The 19,689-nt window shown below is 41.4% G+C and carries 13 protein-coding genes; 5 read left to right on the top strand and 8 right to left on the bottom strand.

Annotated features, from left to right (window positions below; all coding sequences use genetic code 11):
* Positions 1-2 precede the first annotated feature (2 nt).
* From AACH28_RS17420 to AACH28_RS17410, 3 genes are all read right to left on the bottom strand, one after another.
* Positions 3-2,420, bottom strand: coding sequence for a TonB-dependent siderophore receptor (locus AACH28_RS17420; protein WP_341831100.1), 2,418 nt, complete (start codon positions 2,418-2,420; stop codon positions 3-5).
* 122 nt (positions 2,421-2,542) lie between these two features.
* On the bottom strand, positions 2,543-3,259 hold the full coding sequence (locus AACH28_RS17415; protein ID WP_341831099.1) for a DUF4198 domain-containing protein: 717 nt from the start codon (positions 3,257-3,259) through the stop codon (positions 2,543-2,545).
* A 389-nt stretch (positions 3,260-3,648) separates the two neighbouring features.
* Positions 3,649-4,461, bottom strand: a complete 813-nt coding sequence (locus AACH28_RS17410) for an MBL fold metallo-hydrolase (protein ID WP_341831098.1) — start codon at positions 4,459-4,461, stop codon at positions 3,649-3,651.
* 151 nt (positions 4,462-4,612) lie between these two features.
* On the opposite strand from AACH28_RS17410, the gene AACH28_RS17405 reads away from it, so the two are divergent.
* Positions 4,613-5,809: an IS110 family transposase gene (locus AACH28_RS17405; protein ID WP_341831097.1), complete on the top strand. Its 1,197-nt coding sequence runs from the start codon at positions 4,613-4,615 to the stop codon at positions 5,807-5,809.
* Positions 5,810-6,040: 231 nt separating this feature from the next.
* On the opposite strand, the gene AACH28_RS17400 is transcribed toward AACH28_RS17405, so the two are convergent.
* Positions 6,041-7,468 carry an L-serine ammonia-lyase gene (locus tag AACH28_RS17400; protein WP_201640015.1) on the bottom strand — a complete coding sequence of 476 codons (1,428 nt, stop codon included), beginning with the start codon at positions 7,466-7,468 and terminating at the stop codon, positions 6,041-6,043.
* A gap of 215 nt (positions 7,469-7,683) precedes the next feature.
* On the opposite strand from AACH28_RS17400, the gene AACH28_RS17395 reads away from it, so the two are divergent.
* Complete coding sequence (locus tag AACH28_RS17395; protein WP_070561357.1) at positions 7,684-9,231, top strand: glycoside hydrolase family 10 protein; 1,548 nt, start codon at positions 7,684-7,686, stop codon at positions 9,229-9,231.
* A 96-nt stretch (positions 9,232-9,327) separates the two neighbouring features.
* On the opposite strand, the gene AACH28_RS17390 is transcribed toward AACH28_RS17395, so the two are convergent.
* Positions 9,328-11,034: a glycoside hydrolase family 3 protein gene (locus AACH28_RS17390; protein ID WP_201640014.1), complete on the bottom strand. Its 1,707-nt coding sequence runs from the start codon at positions 11,032-11,034 to the stop codon at positions 9,328-9,330.
* A gap of 305 nt (positions 11,035-11,339) precedes the next feature.
* Complete coding sequence (locus tag AACH28_RS17385; protein WP_070561361.1) at positions 11,340-11,882, bottom strand: TetR/AcrR family transcriptional regulator; 543 nt, start codon at positions 11,880-11,882, stop codon at positions 11,340-11,342.
* Between the two features lie 218 nt (positions 11,883-12,100).
* Between AACH28_RS17385 and AACH28_RS17380 the strand changes: the two genes are divergently transcribed.
* Entirely contained in the window at positions 12,101-14,842 is a 2,742-nt protein-coding gene (locus tag AACH28_RS17380; protein ID WP_341831096.1) for an outer membrane beta-barrel protein, read from the top strand.
* A gap of 71 nt (positions 14,843-14,913) precedes the next feature.
* Here AACH28_RS17380 and AACH28_RS17375 read toward each other — a convergent pair whose 3' ends face one another.
* A complete protein-coding gene (locus AACH28_RS17375) occupies positions 14,914-15,588 on the bottom strand; it encodes a response regulator transcription factor (RefSeq protein WP_286833951.1) in 675 nt (224 codons plus the stop codon).
* Between the two features lie 121 nt (positions 15,589-15,709).
* The gene (locus tag AACH28_RS17370) at positions 15,710-17,146 is read right to left on the bottom strand and encodes a HAMP domain-containing sensor histidine kinase (protein ID WP_341831095.1); all 1,437 of its coding nucleotides are present in this window, start codon (positions 17,144-17,146) and stop codon (positions 15,710-15,712) included.
* A 119-nt stretch (positions 17,147-17,265) separates the two neighbouring features.
* Between AACH28_RS17370 and AACH28_RS17365 the strand changes: the two genes are divergently transcribed.
* Together AACH28_RS17365 and AACH28_RS17360 are read left to right on the top strand one after the other, a co-directional pair.
* Positions 17,266-18,642 carry a DUF4270 family protein gene (locus AACH28_RS17365; RefSeq protein ID WP_341831094.1) on the top strand — a complete coding sequence of 459 codons (1,377 nt, stop codon included), beginning with the start codon at positions 17,266-17,268 and terminating at the stop codon, positions 18,640-18,642.
* A gap of 3 nt (positions 18,643-18,645) precedes the next feature.
* The gene (locus AACH28_RS17360; RefSeq protein ID WP_341831093.1) at positions 18,646-19,668 is read left to right on the top strand and encodes a kelch repeat-containing protein; all 1,023 of its coding nucleotides are present in this window, start codon (positions 18,646-18,648) and stop codon (positions 19,666-19,668) included.
* The last annotated feature ends 21 nt before the right edge of the window (positions 19,669-19,689 follow it).

The following is a 19,689-nucleotide window of genomic DNA, read 5'->3' as shown; positions in this document are numbered from 1 at the left end:
CGTTAAAATTTATAGGTCACTCCCATGCGGAAGTTACGTCTGGCTTCGACGATATAGGAATAATAATCCACACCACCGAGCTTCTGAACGGCCGCACTTGCTTTGGAGATTGATCCAGCAGTCAGCAATTTGCGGTTGTCCAACACATTATTGATTACGACCGAAATGGCATACTTCCCTTTTTGATAGCTGATGCCTGCATCGGTACGCAGATAATTCTTGAAATTACTTTCTTTTGTTGTCCCAACTGCACGGTCAAACATTCCCTGAACACTTCCCATAAAGCCAAGTCCACGCACTTTCCCATCCTGAATACGATAGGATACAAATGCATTGGCTGTATGTTTGGCCGTATTCGGTGAGATATTACCTATATTTTCTTCTTTGGTATCTTTGGAGATCTTCGAATCTGTCAAGGCATAATTTGCATTCACATTCAGCCCCTTAATAATTTCACCGGTGACATCAAATTCGATACCCTTGCTTCTGGTTTCTCCCAATTGGGTCTGGAATGACACACCATTAACGACGTGACTCGGATCGGGGTCAGCTACCAGCGCATTTTTACGGGCAATAGTGTAGGCACTTAACGTGGAGATCCATTTTCCACCCATCCACTCTTTCTTAACACCTGCTTCTAAATCATTTCCGCGTATTGGTTTGAAAGCATTACCTTCCCAGTCGGTACCAGCGACAGGAACAAAAGATTGATCAAACAAGCCATATACACTCATGGATTTATCGATCGAATAGCTCAACCCTACCCTCGGCGTAAATGCTTTATCGGTTCTGTCAGCTACAGACGTTTTTCCTATGGTCTCATTAATTGTATAGCGTAAGCCAAGCGATAAACGCAATTTCTCTTCCAGGAACGCCAATTCATCGTGCGCGTAGAATGACATATAGTTTGTTGAAGTCACGTAGTTGCTACCGCCCGCACGGACCTTTACACTCTGCGAACGATCCAGCGTAGGGAATACACTGCCTGGAATACCGTATTTAGGATCATAGACGTTGAGCGGCGCTGAAGGAATCGAATCTAAAATCGTTCTGAAATCGCCCCAAAACTTCTTATTACCATAATCCGCACCGATTAAAATCCGATGACGAACGCTTCCAGTATATTCCTCTCCATTTAAGGAAACCTGACCAAAACTATTTTCACCATGTTCGTCGGCAATACTGTAATAACGTGGCATATCGCCATTGGCTTTCATGTAATTCAGCCATGTACTGGTGGCTTTCATATCAAAATTGAAATAGGCCATCTGTGCATGCAATTTCCAGTTTTCGTTTAGTTTGCGATCCAGGTAAATATAGGCACTATGGTCTTTTAGCTTACCAGGTTCCATGGAAGGATCTGCATAGAAGAAATCATTGGCAATACCTGGATCGGCAAAACCTTTTGGTGAAAAAGTATAATTACCATTTGCCAGGTACGAAGATCCTTGGTAGGTATATTCAAATGTTAAACTCGCCAAAGAATCTACTTTATAGGTAACCACTGGCGCTATAACAAGCCGGTTACTGTAATTATATTTTGTAAAAAAATCTTTTTGTTGTCCGGCCACATTCAGACGGTAAAGCAGTTTGCCATCTTTGCGCAATTTACCATCCAAGTCAACGGCAGCGCGATAGGTACTGAAGCTCCCTGTATTCAGGGTAACAGACCCCTTGGTATTACCGGTAGGTTTTTTTGTTACCACATTATAAAAGCCGCCAGGTTCGCCATTGGCAAGCATAAAACCGGCTGGTCCTTTTACAAATTCGATCCGTTCGATCATACTTGCATCTTCGGCTGTAGGCCCCCAAGAAGCTTCAATGTTCATCCCATTACGGAATGCAGGGATCTTAGAGCCACGCATACGGATATTGGCATATTGGTTGTCCCAATGGCCCTGACGTGTTGCGCCACTAACATTACGCGTAATACCATCAACAATGTCGAAAACCTGTTGATCTGCCATTAAATCGGAAGAAATAACCTGTATATTTTGAGGCAGCTCTAGGATTGGTGTTTTAAGGCGTAACGATCCGGAGATACTGTCAAACTTATAATGCTCATAGTATTTACCATAAACCGCAACTTCGTCAATAGCTTGCGATTGGTCCTTTAAGATAATGGGACCAAGGTTTGCCGTCTCATCTGTTACGTTCACTTCCATCGTATGCTTACCGTAACCGATCGCTTTAATCTCGATATGGTAGGTTTTGGATGAAAGCTTATGAAAAGCGAAATGCCCCTCACTATCTGTGCTGGTGGTCACACCTGTATTAGTTAATTTTACTGTCGCTCCTGTGATAGGTTCGGATTTTTCATTGATAAGAATTCCTTCAATGATTTTGTTCGTCTGTGCTTGTGCAACAGAAAAGACCGAACTAATCATAGGAATAGCCAAAAAGGATAAAGTTTTATTCATGAATGTAGTATGGTAGATGTTTTATTATAGTAGATTTTTCTTAGATATTTTTTTTGTAAGGACCCATTGGTGTTGCCATCGTTTCAGATTAGACCCTTATGCTGTCTGCGCTGTAGCTGCGGTTATTTGACAGTAATGAAAGTCGTACTTCCCTGCCATGTCGAAGCATAGGCTTTCCCTTCATGTTCACCTGCAGTTTCAGCAAACGTACTTGCTTCCAAGACGTATGGACCAGCCCATATTGCGTCAAATGTCAGGATGCCATGCTCGTCCGCAACAAACTCTTTTCCCCAACCGGTAGTCGAAAAAACAGAAACTTTGGCCTGAGGCACAACTTTGCCGAAGCTGGTGATCTTTGCTTGTATACGTTGCCCCTTTTTTGCGTTAGCCGCACCAAGCAACTCAATTTGCAATGGGCTTTTTACATTTTTATAATCGAGTGTTGCAGACTTTCCTACGATAACAGGCACTAAGGAAGAAAATTCATATTTCGTTTTACCGCCTAGATCTTTAGGTGCTTTAACAATGGATAGGAAATAGGTTCCGGCTGCTGTAGGTTGGAATGAACCGCTAAAGTGATCGCCTTGATTCGTCAATTGAAGCTTGACGGGTTCCTGTCCCGGGGCATGCAACATTAATGAGAAGTCCTTCACGTCGGAGTACCATTTGTCGACCTGATCTCTTTCATTCGTTGCAAACTCGCCGTAATCTACCTTGACTTCATGGGATTGGTTTAACGTTCCATAAGAAGATGATTCAATCCAAAGGGCATGGGCATGACTAGTATGACTACACAGTAATACCGTAAGGAATGTGAAAAATGAAATTAAAATTTTCATAATATGTTGATTGATGTTTAGTTTTCTTCAACTTATTATGGGAGAATTTGCAGGTTTTGCATATGCTTAACAACGAATAAAATAATAAAATTCGTTATCTTGCAAGTTCTTCCATATCGTATATCGGGAGTAACTGACACAGCGTGCTGTTTCAGTCATCTACATGCAGTTGCCGCTGTATGTAGATTAACGCCATGTGATAGATTGCCGTCTATTACATGGTGTTTTTTGTTTCTTGTTGTCCAAATAAGTATAAAAGATATTATTTAGACTGATTAAAAACAAAGCAAATATAACAGGAAATCTTTTTAAAACAACTAATTTTTTCATTTTACAGTATTCTTACGCTTTAACTGAAGAAATACAGCGAACAAAAAGAGCGTTGTTAGTTAGGAAGAGAGTGCGGAAAGGATTGAAAAAGATGCCACATGGTTTTCCAGCACAAGTTTCAGGTCGAATAATTCTGTTTCCTGGTAACGTGTCGCGACATGCAGCTGGATACGTTCGCAATGTGGTTCGAAAGTTTGCTGTACCAGATCGACTGTATTATTTTCTCCGGAGAGGTGAGTGAGGATAAGATGTTTAAGACGGTCGGTTTTATAGGCGTTAAACAGCTCGACGGCAACACGATTTGACAAGTGTCCCCAACCACTGCTGATCCGATTTTTCAGGAAATACGAATAGCGTCCTGTACGCAACATCTCCTCGTCATAATTTGATTCCAGGAGCAAAACATCCGAATGTTGAATAACATGCTGCACACTTTCGCAAGGTCGTCCAATATCTGTCAGGACACCGATATTGTATGTTCCATCTGAGACAAGAAAGCTGCAGGGTTCTTTGGCATCGTGATATTTGGGAATACCATACACCTTAAGCCCTCCAATTTCAACAACCTGATTAGGAGAAATGATATGGACCAAATGGGATGGAAGATGCAAACGGGTACCATCGTAACTCCCCTTGGTAATATAAACCGGTAAATTATATTTTTTGGCAAATACAGATAGGCCCCTAATATGATCAGAATGTTCATGGGTAATGAAAATTGCTTTGATCTGAGTCGGTAAAATACCCAGGTTGTACATCCGCAGGTGCATATGCTTGCTGTTGATTCCAGCATCTATCAGGATAGCAGAATCATCTTTAGCGACATAATAACAGTTCCCATTACTTCCGGAGGCGATTGCACAATATTTCATTCGTTTACGCTATTTATAAGAATAAATCTATTTTACCGCGTCAAATTTACATTTAATTTTCCGATTACACACAAGCGGATAAAAATTGGCGAGAGCTATCGCAATCAAAGCAAGTCCCGCTGCTTATCTTTATGTTGAAAAAAAAAGTTATATGAAAACAGCAGGACTTGACGTGCATAAAGATAGTATTTTTTGTGCGGTATTTAATGGGAAGCATTATTCGGATGTGGAGGTTTTCGAAACCTTCAGTACGGGCATTCGACAGTTGGGAGCCTACTTGAAGGCTGCGGGTGTTCTCCGAGTAGCGATGGAGAGTACCAGTATTTACTGGATCCCGGTCTGGAATATTCTCTCTGAAATGGGCTTTGATCTGATGCTGGTGAATCCCTTTTTAATCAAACAGCTGCCCGGCCGCAAAAGCGATGTAAAGGATGCACAGTGGATTGCCCAGCTACTTCACAAAGATATGCTTCGCGGGAGTTTTGTGCCCGGTGAGCGAATACAGGAACTCAGGAGCTACACCCGTTCCTATAGCAAGTTGCAGCAGCGGATAGTCCGTATGCTTACCAAAATGGACAATATCCTCGTACAGGCCGGAATCCGTTTGGGTAGTCTTGTGACCGATATCGGAGGGAAAAGTATGCTGAGTGTCATTGATGCCCTGATAGCCGGGGAGCGTGATGCCGTACGTTTAAGCAAACTGGTCTATGCCAGTAAGAAGAACAAAGAAAACGGAAAGCTGGCAGCAGCACTAACCGGCTGCATGAAGGAGCACCACCGCTTCAACCTGCAGATGGCAAAAGCTGAATACGACCTGTTGATCAAGCAGTCTGCTGAGTATATAGAAAAGATTGAAGCTATCTGCCTGCGTGATTTTCCACGGCAGAGTGCCTTGCTAAAGACGATTCCCGGCGTTAGCCGTATCAGTTCCGCTGTGATCATCGCCGAGACCGGCGCAGACATGAAAGTTTTTGAAAACAGCGGTAAACTGAGCGGATGGGTCGGATTACGACCAAAGAATGATGAAAGCGCAGGGAAATATAAAAGTACAGCGATCACTAAAGGAAACAGATATCTCAAGCCAATACTGGTACAGGTTGCCTGGGCGGCAAGCCGCTGTAAAGGCTCCTATTTTAAAGACAAATTCAACCGTCTAAGTATAAGAAAATCCTCGAAAAAGGCCCTGATCGCTATCGCACGAAAAATATCCGTTGTTGTATGGAATATCCTAAAAGACTTAACCCCTTATAATCCGGCACTACAGGTGATCTACGAACCAGCCAAACTAGATGCCAGGATACGGTATCACCAAAAAGAAATGGAACGCATAGCGAAACTTAAACCATAACAATTTTTTGCGTAAAGGCCGGGTATCTTTATGGTGGCTAAAAGACCCCGTTTTTAAATTGGCCAATGCAAATGCCTATAAAAGGCTATAAGTACACAAGCATGAGTTAATGCCAGCCTTACGGCTGACCAAACTCGAAGAGGAAAATCGCAAAACCCAATGCGCAAGGGGACTGTATTATAGTTAATTTATAGAGGAAATATACGAAAAACGAGAAAACTTCGGCAGTCATTAACATTCCGGCAAACTCAATGGAATATTGACGGCCAATCCACCGTCTGCTGTTTCCTTATATTTGGCATTCATATCCAAAGCAGTCTCCCACATAGTTTTAACCACCGTATCCAAACTTACTTTTGCTTTATCCGGATTCGATTGCAGTGCCAATTGTGCAGCAGTAATTGCCTTGATGGCTCCCATTGTGTTACGTTCGATGCATGGAATTTGTACCAGTCCACCGATTGGATCGCATGTCAATCCGAGGTGATGTTCCATGGCAATCTCGGCAGCCATCAGCACCTGGCGCTGTGATCCGCCCAGCACTTCTGTCAGCGCCCCGGCTGCCATCGCTGATGAAACGCCAATCTCGGCCTGACAACCGCCCATTGCGGCTGAAATAGTTGCATTTTTCTTAAATATCGATCCGATCTCGGATGCGGTAAGAATAAATTGGATAATTTTATTTTCAAGCATTCCGTCGTGGAAAGTAATGTAATATTGCAACACCGCTGGGATAACGCCTGAGGCCCCATTGGTAGGAGCTGTAACCACACGTCCGAAAGAGGCGTTCTCCTCATTTACGGCAAGTGCAAAACAACTTACCCAATCCAGAATATATTGAAAGTTTTGGCCGCCCTCGCGAATGGCCGCTACCCAGGACTCATAATCTTGATAACTTCGTCCCTGCATTAACTTCTTGTTTAGCTTGGCTGCTCTACGTTCGACATTTAAGCCCCCAGGTAATGTCCCCCCAGTATGACAGCCGCGGTAGATACATTCATGTATTGTTTTATAAATATTCAAAACGCCTGCCACGGTTTCACTTTCTTCACGCCATGCACATTCATTTTCAAGGACCAGCTCCGAGATTTTCAGACCCGTTTTCATCGTCCAATGCAAGAGTTCCTGTGCAGTATCGACAGGAAACGGAAGGTCCACTTCAGACAAAACACCTTCAGTATCATTTTCCTGCACCACAAAACCACCCCCTATCGAATAATAGGTTTCGGTCATTGCCTTACCATTGGATAGGAATGCCTGAAAGGTCACTGCGTTGGGGTGAAAAGGTAAACTTTCCGCATATAGAAACAAGAGGTCTTCCGGATAGGAAAAAGGAATCGTCCGTTCGCCAGCGACTTCCAGTTCGCCGACTGTCTTAATATGCTCCACTTTGGGCATCACGCTATTGACATCAAAGGTAACCGGATCATCTCCACTTAGTCCCAGGAGCACAGCAATATCGGTACCATGTCCAGCGCCGGTTTTAGCCAAAGAACCGTACAGTAGGATTTTGACTTGTTCGACTTCATGTAAGACACCTTTTGACTTGAGAACAGCTGTAAATTGCTGGGCTGCACGCCAAGGGCCCAAGGTATGCGAACTCGAGGGTCCTATACCAATCTTAAACATGTCAAAAACGGATATTTGTTCTTTGCTCATAATCTTTTTTATTGCGGTCAGCCGATCAAGCCATTGCTTTTGTGAAAACCGCATCTAAATTAGCACAAATAAAGTATAATGTTACTTGTATTTGCATTATTATCAATTTGAAAACCAAGCTCAGGTTCTTTTAACAAGTATCCAACAAACATCTTACATTTTTTAGGGAAAAAGTAAGAAATGCTTCCCTATCTTTGTTGGCTATAATTTATAGAATGACGGGAAAAACATATTTATATTCTTTTTTTACCATTGTTATCTGTTTATTTTCGATTAGAACGTATTCCCAGCAACTACCTAAGCGGGAGTTTCGTGGCGTGTGGGTTGCAACCATAGGTAATATAGACTGGCCTTCTGTCAAAGCAGGCAATAATGTCGCACAGCAAAAACAGGAGTTTATTGATTTACTGGACCAGCACCGCAGCGCGGGACTGAATGCCATTATTTTGCAGGTACGTCCGGCTGCCGACGCATTTTACGCGAAGGGCAGAGAACCATGGAGTAGATATCTAACCGGAAAACAGGGATTACCACCTTCGCCATTTTATGACCCCTTGGAGTTTGCCATCACCGAGGCCCACAAGAGAGGAATGGAACTCCATGCCTGGTTCAATCCGTATCGTGCTTCGACAACATTAAATCCGGCCCATTTTTCGGATGAGCATATTACTAAGCGCCACCCGGAATGGTTCTTCACCTATGCTGGCAAGAAGCTTTTCAACCCCGGTATTCCGGAAGTTCGCAAATATATTATTGATGTCATCATGGATGTGGTCAAAAACTACGATGTAGATGGCATTCATTTCGATGATTATTTTTACCCCTATCCCGATAGCAGAAATACACCGGTACCGGATCAGATTACCTTTGGTCAATATAATAATGGGATCGAGAAAATTGACGACTGGCGACGCAACAATGTCAACGTACTGGTGCACGATCTTGGTGTTGCCATCAAAAAGATAAAACCATATGTCAAATATGGCATTAGTCCTTGTGGGGTATGGGACAACAAAGAAAATAACAGTGCCGGATCAGATACCCGTGGTCTGAGCGCTTACCGGGAACTGTATGCTGACGGTGTCAAATGGATGCAGGAAGGTTGGATCGATTATATCAATCCACAGATCTACTTTCCATTCAAAAATCGCGCAGCAGCCTATGAGATCTTGGTTGACTGGTGGCAGAAACACACCTATGGCCGTCACTTTTATGTCGGGCATGGAGCTTATCGTGTTACCGAAAATAAAATCGGCTGGACAGACCGTAGTCAGATCCCCAGACAGGTACGCCACTTAAGGGAGGAGCACGATGTGGAGGGAAGTATTTATTTCAGTTCCAAATCACTTACGGACAATCTTGTTGGATTGCAGGATTCCATGCGAAATGACCTGTACCGTACACCGGCTTTACCCCCTACAATGCCTTGGTTAGATAGTATCCCACCCAATGCCCCCTTCGGTCTTCTGGTGAAAAATTCGGCCAATGGTAAAATGAACACCTTATTTTGGCAAAAACCCGATGTGGCCAATGATGGGGAGTCGGCTTATGGCTATGTGATCTATCGCTTCAACCTCGATGAAAAAGTAAACATTAAAGACCCTGGAAAAATCATTTTTATCACCTTTGATGGGGATAAGCTTCAATATACCGATGACGATATCAAACAGCATCAAAAGTATAAATATGTCGTGACGGCGATTGACCGTATGAAAAATGAAAGTAAGCCATCCGATAGCAGGTCCGCCCATGAAGAGATTTAAGTGCTGCTAAAAAAAATACCCCTTCCGAAATGGCTTTGCAATTGCAGGAGGGCCATTTTTGGAAGAGGTACCGTGTTGGTGTGATTTTATAATGCTTTATTTCCCCTGTCCGTATTTAAATTTTTTGTTTATCGTAACAGGGAGTTTTCCTTTCGGCGTATTTTGCCCTAAAATAGTTTTCACTGCCGCTTTCTGCATGAAAGCATCATTTTGATAGGCCAGCAAAATTGTTTTTGCTTTTTTGGATGCTTCAAATCCATCCACAGCATAGGCATTGGTAAATAAAGTCAGGATTGATTTTTTTGCAAATTTCTTCATCAGGCCCTGAACATCTTTATTTAATACCATGGTCGGACGTGGACGAAGTCTCGTATCGTGTACGGCAATAATAAATTGTTTGTTCTTCTTGATTTCTTTGGTAAGACGTTTGATATCATCTTTACTTGTGCTATCCGTGATGAAATATTGTGTTTCATTTGTGAGTGCACTAGCCAATTCATTTTGGAAGGTCTGATTGGCTGTAATACCAATGTTGATAATAGCCGTAGGTAAATCCTTTTTGAAGGATTTTAATTTTTCTATCGAGTTCAAAGCGGTGATCGCTGCATCGGACAGTTCGTCAATGAGTTGAACAGCTGAAGCACGATGTAAATCATGGTATAGATTCTGTTGTACAGTTGCCTGATATTTATCTAAACCAAGCCAGAGCTTAGCGGCAAGCACTCGTTTTACCCGCGCATCAATATCGGCCTGCGCGATACGTCCTTCTTCAATAGCTTTTACAATCAAATCGATCGCACGCTTGCTATTCTCCGACACTTCAAGTAAATCATGCCCTGCTATAATCGCCTGTACGTCGGCTTCTCCATTTGGAAAAAACTTCTTTACACCTTTCATGTCCATTGCATCAGTAACTGTTAGTCCTTTAAAGCCAAGTTCATTACGCAAAAGATCGGTTACAACCTTTTTAGAGATGGAAGATGGCATATTAGGCGTGTCATCTAAACTCGGAATATTCATGTGGGCCACCATAACAGCAGGTGCACCGGCTTTAATAAGCTCTTTGAACGGATACAACTCCAGGGTATCCAAACGTTTTTTGTCGAAAGGTAGTTGCGGCAGATCATAATGAGAATCCACATCTGTATCGCCATGCCCCGGGAAGTGTTTAATGGAAGCCAGGATACCACCATCCACCATACCGTCCATATACGCTTTAGCTTTCTGGGTTACATTATATTTATTATCACCGAAGGAGCGGATACCGATAACGGGATTTTTAGGGTTATTGTTGATATCCACATCAGGGGCAAAATTGAAATGCATACCTATACGTTGGAAGTCTAAAGCAACCTCACGTCCCATGCGATAAATCAGCTGATTATCCTGAACGGCCCCTAAAGTCATCTGATAAGGGAACGACAAAGTAGAATCTGGCATACGCATGCCTAATCCCCACTCGCCATCAAATGTCACCATCAATGGGACCTTGGACAGGGATTGATACCGATTGAACATATCAACATGGCGGACAGGACCGCCCTGAAAAACAACGAGACCGCCCAAATGTTGGTCCTGTATAACCTGAGCTACGGAGTCAATATATTTCTGTCCTAAATTGGTGTGTGCCCTAACCAAAAATAACTGTGCAACTTTTTCTTTTGGCGTCAACGTATTGAATACCGCATCGACCCATGCATGCTGGGAGTTGATGTATTTCACAAAATCTTTTTTGTCCTGAGCTTTCAAAAAAGAAATTGTGCCGACTAATGCCAATATTCCCAGACCGAGTTTTTTGAACATAAATTAGTTTGTATAATGTATTTAAAATAGAAATACTAAGAACGTCATTATTTTGGATAATATGAAATTGTTTTTGCAACAATTTCATATAAAAACGCATAAAACAGCAATTCGTAAGGTGCAGAGCTGAAATATACCGCATGTCAATTGGTGGGAGCAATACTAACACTTAATATATAGAAAAATAACAGCGCCGGAATACAACTGCCATCCAACGATTACAATTCAATTATCGGTTTGATAAGCACGAAAGAACTTTATCAAGGAATAGATGTTTAGAAATGACTATAATTCAGCTTTTTAAGCTAAATCAGGTTATATTTTTTCTCTAGAAACAGCGTCAACTCCATCACATTTTCCAATTCACCTATCGCTTCCTTTTTCCACAGCTTGTCGATAATCAACAAGAGAAATTGTGTTTCGAGATCTGGATTTTCATAGTTCAGATCTTCAAAAGCACGATGGATAATGGGCTGCACAGGCTTCATAAACTGCTCGTGCTGTTGTTTGGAAAAGGGGTGATGAGACAAACGCTCCTGCAATTTCCAAAATAAGGGTTCCGCGGTAACCAATTTATTGGGTAGATTGATCATTGTGCGCAGAAATTCCTTTGGTTCACGATAGGTCATCATTCCGCGGTGGTGCGTAAGAACCTTACGATAACCTGATTTAATCAAATAAACCAACAGTGCGTCTTTATTCCCAAAATGTTTAAAGATTAATGCTTCGGAAACTCCTGCATTTTGGGCAATCGTTTTGGTAGAGGTATTCGTATAGCCTTGATCTGAAAAAAGCAACAAGGCTTCTTTCATAATACGCTCTTTTCTACTCAAAACACTTTCTTTCATCTTTTATTTTTTTAATCTATATCCGCATATCACTCGATCGTTATACGGACTTGTTCAGTTGATTTTATAATTCTACTGCAAATATATCTAATCTTTCCATTCACTTGGGGTTATTGTAACTAAAATGATAATAATTCGTAACAAATAGTGCCATATTTTTGGGAAATAAAATTATATAACCGTCAACAACACATTAAAACACATTTGCACCTCGACCGATGAAGATCAAACTTTGGACCATTTTGTTCTTTTCTATCTGCTTATCGCTATTGGGGAAAAACGGGCAAGCCCAACAGTATATTACGGGCAAGCTGCTTGACAATACGACTTCGCAGCCTATCAGAGGTGCAAGCATCACCATTATAGCGGTAAAAGATTCCAGTAAAGTCCAGGTTCCGACAGACATTTTGGGCAGATTCAGCAGCAGTACACTTCCCAACGGAGATTATTTGGTCAGTACACAGCCGATGGGATACAGCATGGATCTTCGGCGTGTAAAACTAATCGGGCAAACAATCGATTTAATGTTTAAACTCACTAATGCCGAGATTGTACTGGATGAAATTAACATTTCTTCGAGCAGTATACAGGTTAAAGGAGATACGCTGGAGTTTGACACCAAGAAATATATCACGCAGGATTTTGCAGATGTTGACGAATTGGTCAAACAGATTCCTGGTGTTGAAATTGATGAAGATGGCAATGTAAAAGCGCAGGGAGAGCCTGTCAATAAGATTATTATTGATGGTCGGGAGTTTTTTAGCACCGATCCTAAGATTGCCCTAAAAAACCTTCCGGCCGATGTTATCGCCAAGATCCAAATTATCGATGACAAAACCGAGCAGGCCAAGTTTAGTGGTTTTGACGATGGAAAACGCATGAAAGTGATCAATATTGTCACCAAGCCTGATAAAAGAAAATCCTATTTTGGCAAGCTCTCCGGAGGTGCGGGTCCCGACCGAAAATATGCCGTCAATACACAGGTAACCAAAATGAACCCCAAACGGCAATATTCAATTGACATCAATACCAACAATGTTAATCAGCCCAATGGTTTTGCGACCCGCGGAAACACCAGAGGACGTACCGGACAAGGGGTGACGACGCGCTTTAACGCCGGTTTCAACTACTTGGATCGCTTTTTCGATGACCGCATGGACTTCAATGCGAATTATACCTACAACTATACGGACAATAACATCGTCAGCCAAAATAAAACAGAATATACGGCAGGTAACCGGGCCAACCAAATCAACAATCAAGATCAATTAAACAGTACTTACGACAACAATCATGCTTTCTCTATCCGCGCAAACTGGAAGATAGATTCGATTCAGAAACTGGACTTTCAGCCTAATTTCTCCTATCAAAGTAACGATAGGAATACAAGTTCCACAGGCAATACCTTGTTAAATCTAGCAGAAATGCTGAATAGTTCCGACCGCAGGAATAAGAGCTTTGGAGAAAACTTCAACTGGAGCGGAGACCTCACTTACATGCGGAGACTCAACAAACCTGGGCGCACGATCAGTTTTAATTTCAATGGCTCATTTAACAGCAACAAGAGTCATGCGGAAAATTTTGCACTAAACTCTTATTATAAAGAGGGCTTATTCAGCCGGGTCGACACCGTCAACAATAGGAACTATACCATGGGTGACAATAACGGCTTTCGCTCAAAGATAGCCTATACCGAGATGCTCGGTAAGTATTCCCGGTTGCAAGGGAATTATACTTTTCGGAATACGGCACGCTATTCGGACCGCAGGACCTATGAATTTCTAGCCGAAACAGGCCAGCTAGGGGAATTAAAAAATCGTCTTTCCAATGAATTCCGGAATGATTTTGTTTACCATAGTGGTGGGGTTTCCTACTTATTTAACAAAAAGGATAGCATAAGATTTCAGATTGGTTTAGATTATCAGACGGCTTCACAGGTCAATGATAAATTGTTTCCGAATATACTGACCACAAAAAGCCGCTTCAATAGCCTACTACCTAACCTCAACTTCCAATATAATTTCAATAAGGATACTCGGGTCGAGTTTCGGTATAATGCAAAGACAAATACCCCTTCCATCGAGCAATTGCAAGATTTTATAGACAATCAAAATCCACTACGCATTAGCTCGGGAAATCCGGATCTTAAGCAAGAATATGACCATAACCTTGTGGTACAATTTAGATCGATCAATAAAGGCTCGGGCAGAAGTTTCACCTCTGACATTACAGCAGATTTTATTGAACATAAAATCTCCAATACCATTTTCACCACAGATTCAGCATTTACGATCGCAGCGGATGTTATACTCGGGCCTGGTGGGCAATACATCAGGCCCGAAAATTTCAATGGGGTCTATAATCTCAAATGGCAAAATAGCCTTGGATACCGCCTTGAACCATGGAAACTTAACTTCAACCTAAACAATAACCTCTATTTCAACCAGAATTACACCTTATTGAATCTCGAAAAGGTCAATGCGCAAACGTATGGAGTGAGTCAACGGGTCGGTGTAAACACGGCATTCAGTAAGGATGTCATTATCGGACTGGATTACAATGGAAACATCGCCTTCTCCAAGAACTCAGCCAGCGAAAAATCGAATTATTCGGTCTATAAACATACCATTGGTAATTCCATTGCATTGACTTTATTAAAAACTTGGACGCTCAATTCAACGTTCAACTACCTTTACAATGGCAGCATCCTGAATTCACCAAGTACGACAAGTTTGTTGTGGAATGTCTCTATCGGCAAGAAATTGTTCAAACGTAGGAATGCCGAGATCAATCTCACGGTATTTGATCTATTTAATGACAATAAAAACATCAATCAGCAGGTCAATGATCTTTGGGTACGTGTATCCCAATCAAATGCAATAACACGCTACGCCATATTAAGTTTTACCTACCATATTCGGGGACTCGGCAGAAAAGGAGAAATGAAAACCCGTCGTTAATATGCACCATTGCCAATCCACGTGGAACACTCCGATCAATCAATCAATCAATCAATCAATCAATCAATCAATCAATCAACAGTAAGCATATAGCCAACTCCTCTGACATTGGTAATCTTGATGCGGTCATCCTGACTGAGGTATTTTCGTATCCGGCTGATAAACACATCCAAGCTTCGTCCCGTAAAATATTTATCATGACTCCAATAGGCTCGCATGATATCCTCGCGTGGGATGACCTTATCTTTTTGTTCGTATAACTTCCGCAGCAGCTCACTTTCACGGAAAGACAGCTTAAGCACCTCACCTTGATAGGTCAACTGATGTTTTAGGCTATCGAGGCTATAGTCTCCTATCATCAGCTTTTGGCCGAACAGCATTTTGGGGCTATTTTTTAACAGGGACTCTATCCGCACAACCAATTCTTCAATCTTAAACGGTTTTTTGACGTAATCGTCTCCGCCCAAACGAAATCCCTTTACAACATCCTCTGTCTGCACTTTGGCCGTCAAGAAGATAATGGGTATCTGCGTGTCTGATTCGCGTATTTTTGTTGCCAATGTAAAGCCATCCATCACGGGCATCATGACATCTACGACCAAAATATCCGGCCGAGCCGCTATAAATGCTTCCAAGGCTTCATGACCATTGCTACAATGGGTGACATTAAATCCATTCGCCTCCAGGCTATCGGCAACGATCATCCCAAGACTTGGCTCATCTTCTACATATAAAATTTCAATCATAGCGTTGTCATTCAATCAAAATATATTTCGGCTTTGTTTCTAAGAAATCTTTAGGATAAATCAGCCTAATTACTGTCCGATAAACGGCCCTATTTTCTTTCTGAAATATAAATATTGCTTTTTATTTGTAAGGTAATCGGATATTAAAGGTACTCCCTTTTTCCAGCTCACTGTCCACTGTGATCTTGCCCTCGTGCCTTTTTACAACCTGCTTGACATAAGCAAGCCCCAAGCCAAAACCCTTCACATCGTGCAGATTACCGGAAGGAACCCGAAAGAACATATCAAAGATTTGATTATGGTATTCTGCGGATATTCCGTTACCATTATCTGTAATACGAATATGGACATTTTCTTTCATTTCCTTCACTTCTACCTCGATATAAACGTGCTGTCCAGCATATTTTATCGCGTTTTCCAGTAAATTATTGATCACATTTTTTAAGTGGGCTTCATCGCCATTGATCCTTATCTCACTTGGAACGGCAATGAGCTTAAAGTCCACTTGCTTGGACTTATTCAGCTGCGCAACTTCAATGGCTCCTTTCACCATCGCGACAAGATCAAAATCAGAACGCTGCAGCACAATCCCTCTCGTTGCATCAATATCCATCTGAAGCACTTTTTCAATCATATTGGACAGATGCTCCAGTTCTTTTTTGGAGATATTCAGATAACGATTCATCTTTTCCCGGTCATCCTGCACACCATACAACTGTATCGCTTCTATAGCTGCCATCACAGTGGAAACCGGTGTTTTTAGTTCATGCGTCATGTTATCGACAAAGTTCTTACGCAGCTCGGCCATCTTATTTTGGTTGAGAATGGTTTTCATCAAATAGAAGAATGTCCCAAGCAGCAGTCCAATCAAAAGCAGTGAGATCAACAGCTGCCAACTTAAGCTATACAGCAAATACTTCCAATCCTCCTTAAACTTGATAACAAGAAATTCATTTTTTATGGGATTAACCATCATGGGTCTCGTCCAAGCAAGATTTGCTTCGCGGTATTTGCGTCGTACATCTTTGATTTGATCGTGTGGAATCGTGACAATAGCCATTTCAAATGGTACTGCTATGCTCTTATTGTTCAGGGATTCTTTAAACTTCCTTTCGATCAAATCCAGATTAGCTTTGTTCATCTCAAAGTCCCGGAACAGAAAGGGCGGAATAATTGCGCCTTGCCCTTCGCGGTCTTTGGGAAACATTTTCTCCCGCCTACTGTGGATCTCGCGATCAAATCGCTCGTTTTTAGGTCGTTCGGCGCTTACACGTTGTAAAGCCTTATCGAGTTCAGCAGCTGGCAATAAGCCCAGAAGCTCTCGTTTTACATCTTGGAGGAGGCGATTCCGATCAGCCTCGGGGCCATCTAACTTCCGATCACCATTGCGCGCTTGGTATGCCTCCTGAACAGCATTGAAGAGTGAACGCTCTGCGGTAGAAAGGAACAGGTCGCGACGATTGGTATAACTTCCATAAAGCCAAAAGCCTAGCACTACAGTAATTCCTGCCCCTATTAAAACGATCAAACTGATCAGTAATTTAAATCTTCTACCCATAACTAAAACAAATTTAAATTACTAGATTTGCAATCGCTGTGGTAATTAACCATATTTAACAAAATATAACACTGATTAACAGTTCGCATTGATTACTTTTGCACTATTCAAAAATTAATATGATTAAAGACTTTAAGAGACGTAGTATTCAACTTTTACTTCCACTTTTTACATTGGCCGCTTTTGTTGGTTGTAATAAAGACATTTCGCTCTCATTGGATAGTTCAAGAGATGAAACAATCGGTTTAGTACCAATTGATACGGTTTCCGCCAAAGTTTCGACTTATCAATTGGACGATATTCCGACTTCTGCTACTGGAACAATGCTCGTAGGAAAGAATAGCAATGCTGTTACGGGTAGCATGAAGTCTACAGCTTATATGCGCCTAGGAGTAGGAACGATAAGTAATGCTTCTATACCTGATGATGCTACCTTGGATTCTGTAACCTTGGTATTAAAGCCAAACAAATATTTTTACGGTGATACAACGAAAGTACAAAAGATAACAGTACACCGTGTCACAGAAGAAATTACGCAAACACAGGTTGATTTTACCAAACCTGTTGATGAACGTCCTGTTTTTGTAAGTTCAGCAGCGATATTCAGTAAACAAAAGTTTGCCTATGAAAATACCCCACTGGCACAACTTTCCTTTAAACCGCGTATACAATCGGCAGATTCCTTATTTTTTAGATTCAACAACAGCATTAGCAATGAGTTGTTTACAATGATCAAAAATAATGATAACCGAATTCAAAATAGTACAAGTTTCCAAGAGTATTTCAAAGGATTGGCACTTGTCCCTGACAATAGCAATACGGCAGTTATTGGATTCAAAGACACTGTATTTTTACAGGTCCATTATTCATTCCTGAATAATGAAGGAACAAAATCCGTTGGCAAACAATATTTTTCCATTGATAACAAGGCTTATCAGTATAATCAAATTGAAGCAGATCGCTCTGCAACAAAATTTGCGCCGATGACCTTAAAAAATCCGCAACTTGCAAGTCAACAAACTGATGGAAATGTATTTTTAGAAGGCTCAACTGGTGTTGTAGCAAAAATTGAATTTCCAACGTTATTAGAATTGGTGAACAATCCATCCATTGCAATCAATAAAGCGGAACTGATCATCGAGGTAGAAAATGGAGCCAAAACAAATTTTGCGCAACCCAAGAATGTAATTTTGATGATTGCCAGTCCAAACGGGAACCCAATTAGTATGTTATTAACACCCTATGCGACTGATTCTAGAAGTGTGCAAGCACCTACATTAGTTCCTGGCGATGATTTTGGTTCCAATGGAAAATATACATTCAATCTGATTGAATATTTGACAAAAATTAAAACAACAGCATACAAAAACACTTCATTATATCTATCTTTACCGACATCGAGTTTGTTTTCAACTGGAGACAGGTTAATATTGGCAAAAGATAATGAGAATGATCCGAAAATTAAATTAAACATCCTTTATACTAAATTTCAATAATTTATGAACAAGAAAAATTGGCTACTCGTTTTATTAGCTTTTGTATTTACAGTTGCAACTATCTCTTCTTGTAAAAAAAGTGACGACAGCACAACCAAATCAGATGAATGGTTTGCAAAAGCTGCTTTTAAAGGGCCACAAACTTCATCTGCTGCTAGCTTTTTGATAAATAACGTTGCATATGTCACTACTGGTCTAGCAAGTAACGCTGGTGGTAAACCATTCCGCGTGAAAGACACGTATGCGTATGACGCAGCATCAGATACTTGGGCTGAAAAAGCACCTTTCACAGGTGTTGAGAGAAACGGTGCCATCGGCTTTTCCATTGGTAATGTCGGTTATGTTGGTGGTGGAAATGACGGAACAAACAACCTAACAGATTTCTACAAATTTGACCCTACAGCTAACGGCGGAAAAGGTGCTTGGTCAAGCATTGCTCCACTTCCTATTGCTTTGTCTAATGCAGTAGCTTTTACTTTAAACGGTGCGGCTTATGTTGGAACCGGTGAAACTGTAGTTAGTGGTGGAACAACAAATACCAATGAGTTTTACAAATATGATCCTGCTGCTAATACTTGGCAAGCAATTAGTGATGCTCCTTTTTCAGCGAAAAGAAAAGCAGCTTTCTCTTTTGTTGTCAATAATGTAGCCTATGTAGGTGGTGGTATTTCTAACGGTTCTTACCCAAAAGATTTCTATAAATTTGATGGTAGCAAATGGACTAAATTGAACGATATCAATAGAGCTGATAATTCATATACGTACGATTTGACTCGTTCAAATGCCTCTGCGTTCGCGATCAATGGTACACCATTCGTTGTTGGTGGTTACAAAAATGCAGTAATCAATAGTACATGGAAATATAATATTTCTGGTGACTACTGGACAAATGATAACGGCGCTTTCGCTGGTTCAGCACGCCAAGATGCTGTTGGTTTCGCTGTAGGAAACAACGGTTACATCACGACTGGACTTAACGGTTCATCTCGTTTTGACGATACTTGGATGTTTACTCCGATTTATTAATCGAAATTAAATCAATATAAA

It is taken from the genome of Sphingobacterium thalpophilum, from assembly GCF_038396785.1.
Lineage (GTDB): Bacteria > Bacteroidota > Bacteroidia > Sphingobacteriales > Sphingobacteriaceae > Sphingobacterium > Sphingobacterium thalpophilum_A.
This window is presented reverse-complemented; position numbering and strand designations above follow the sequence as displayed.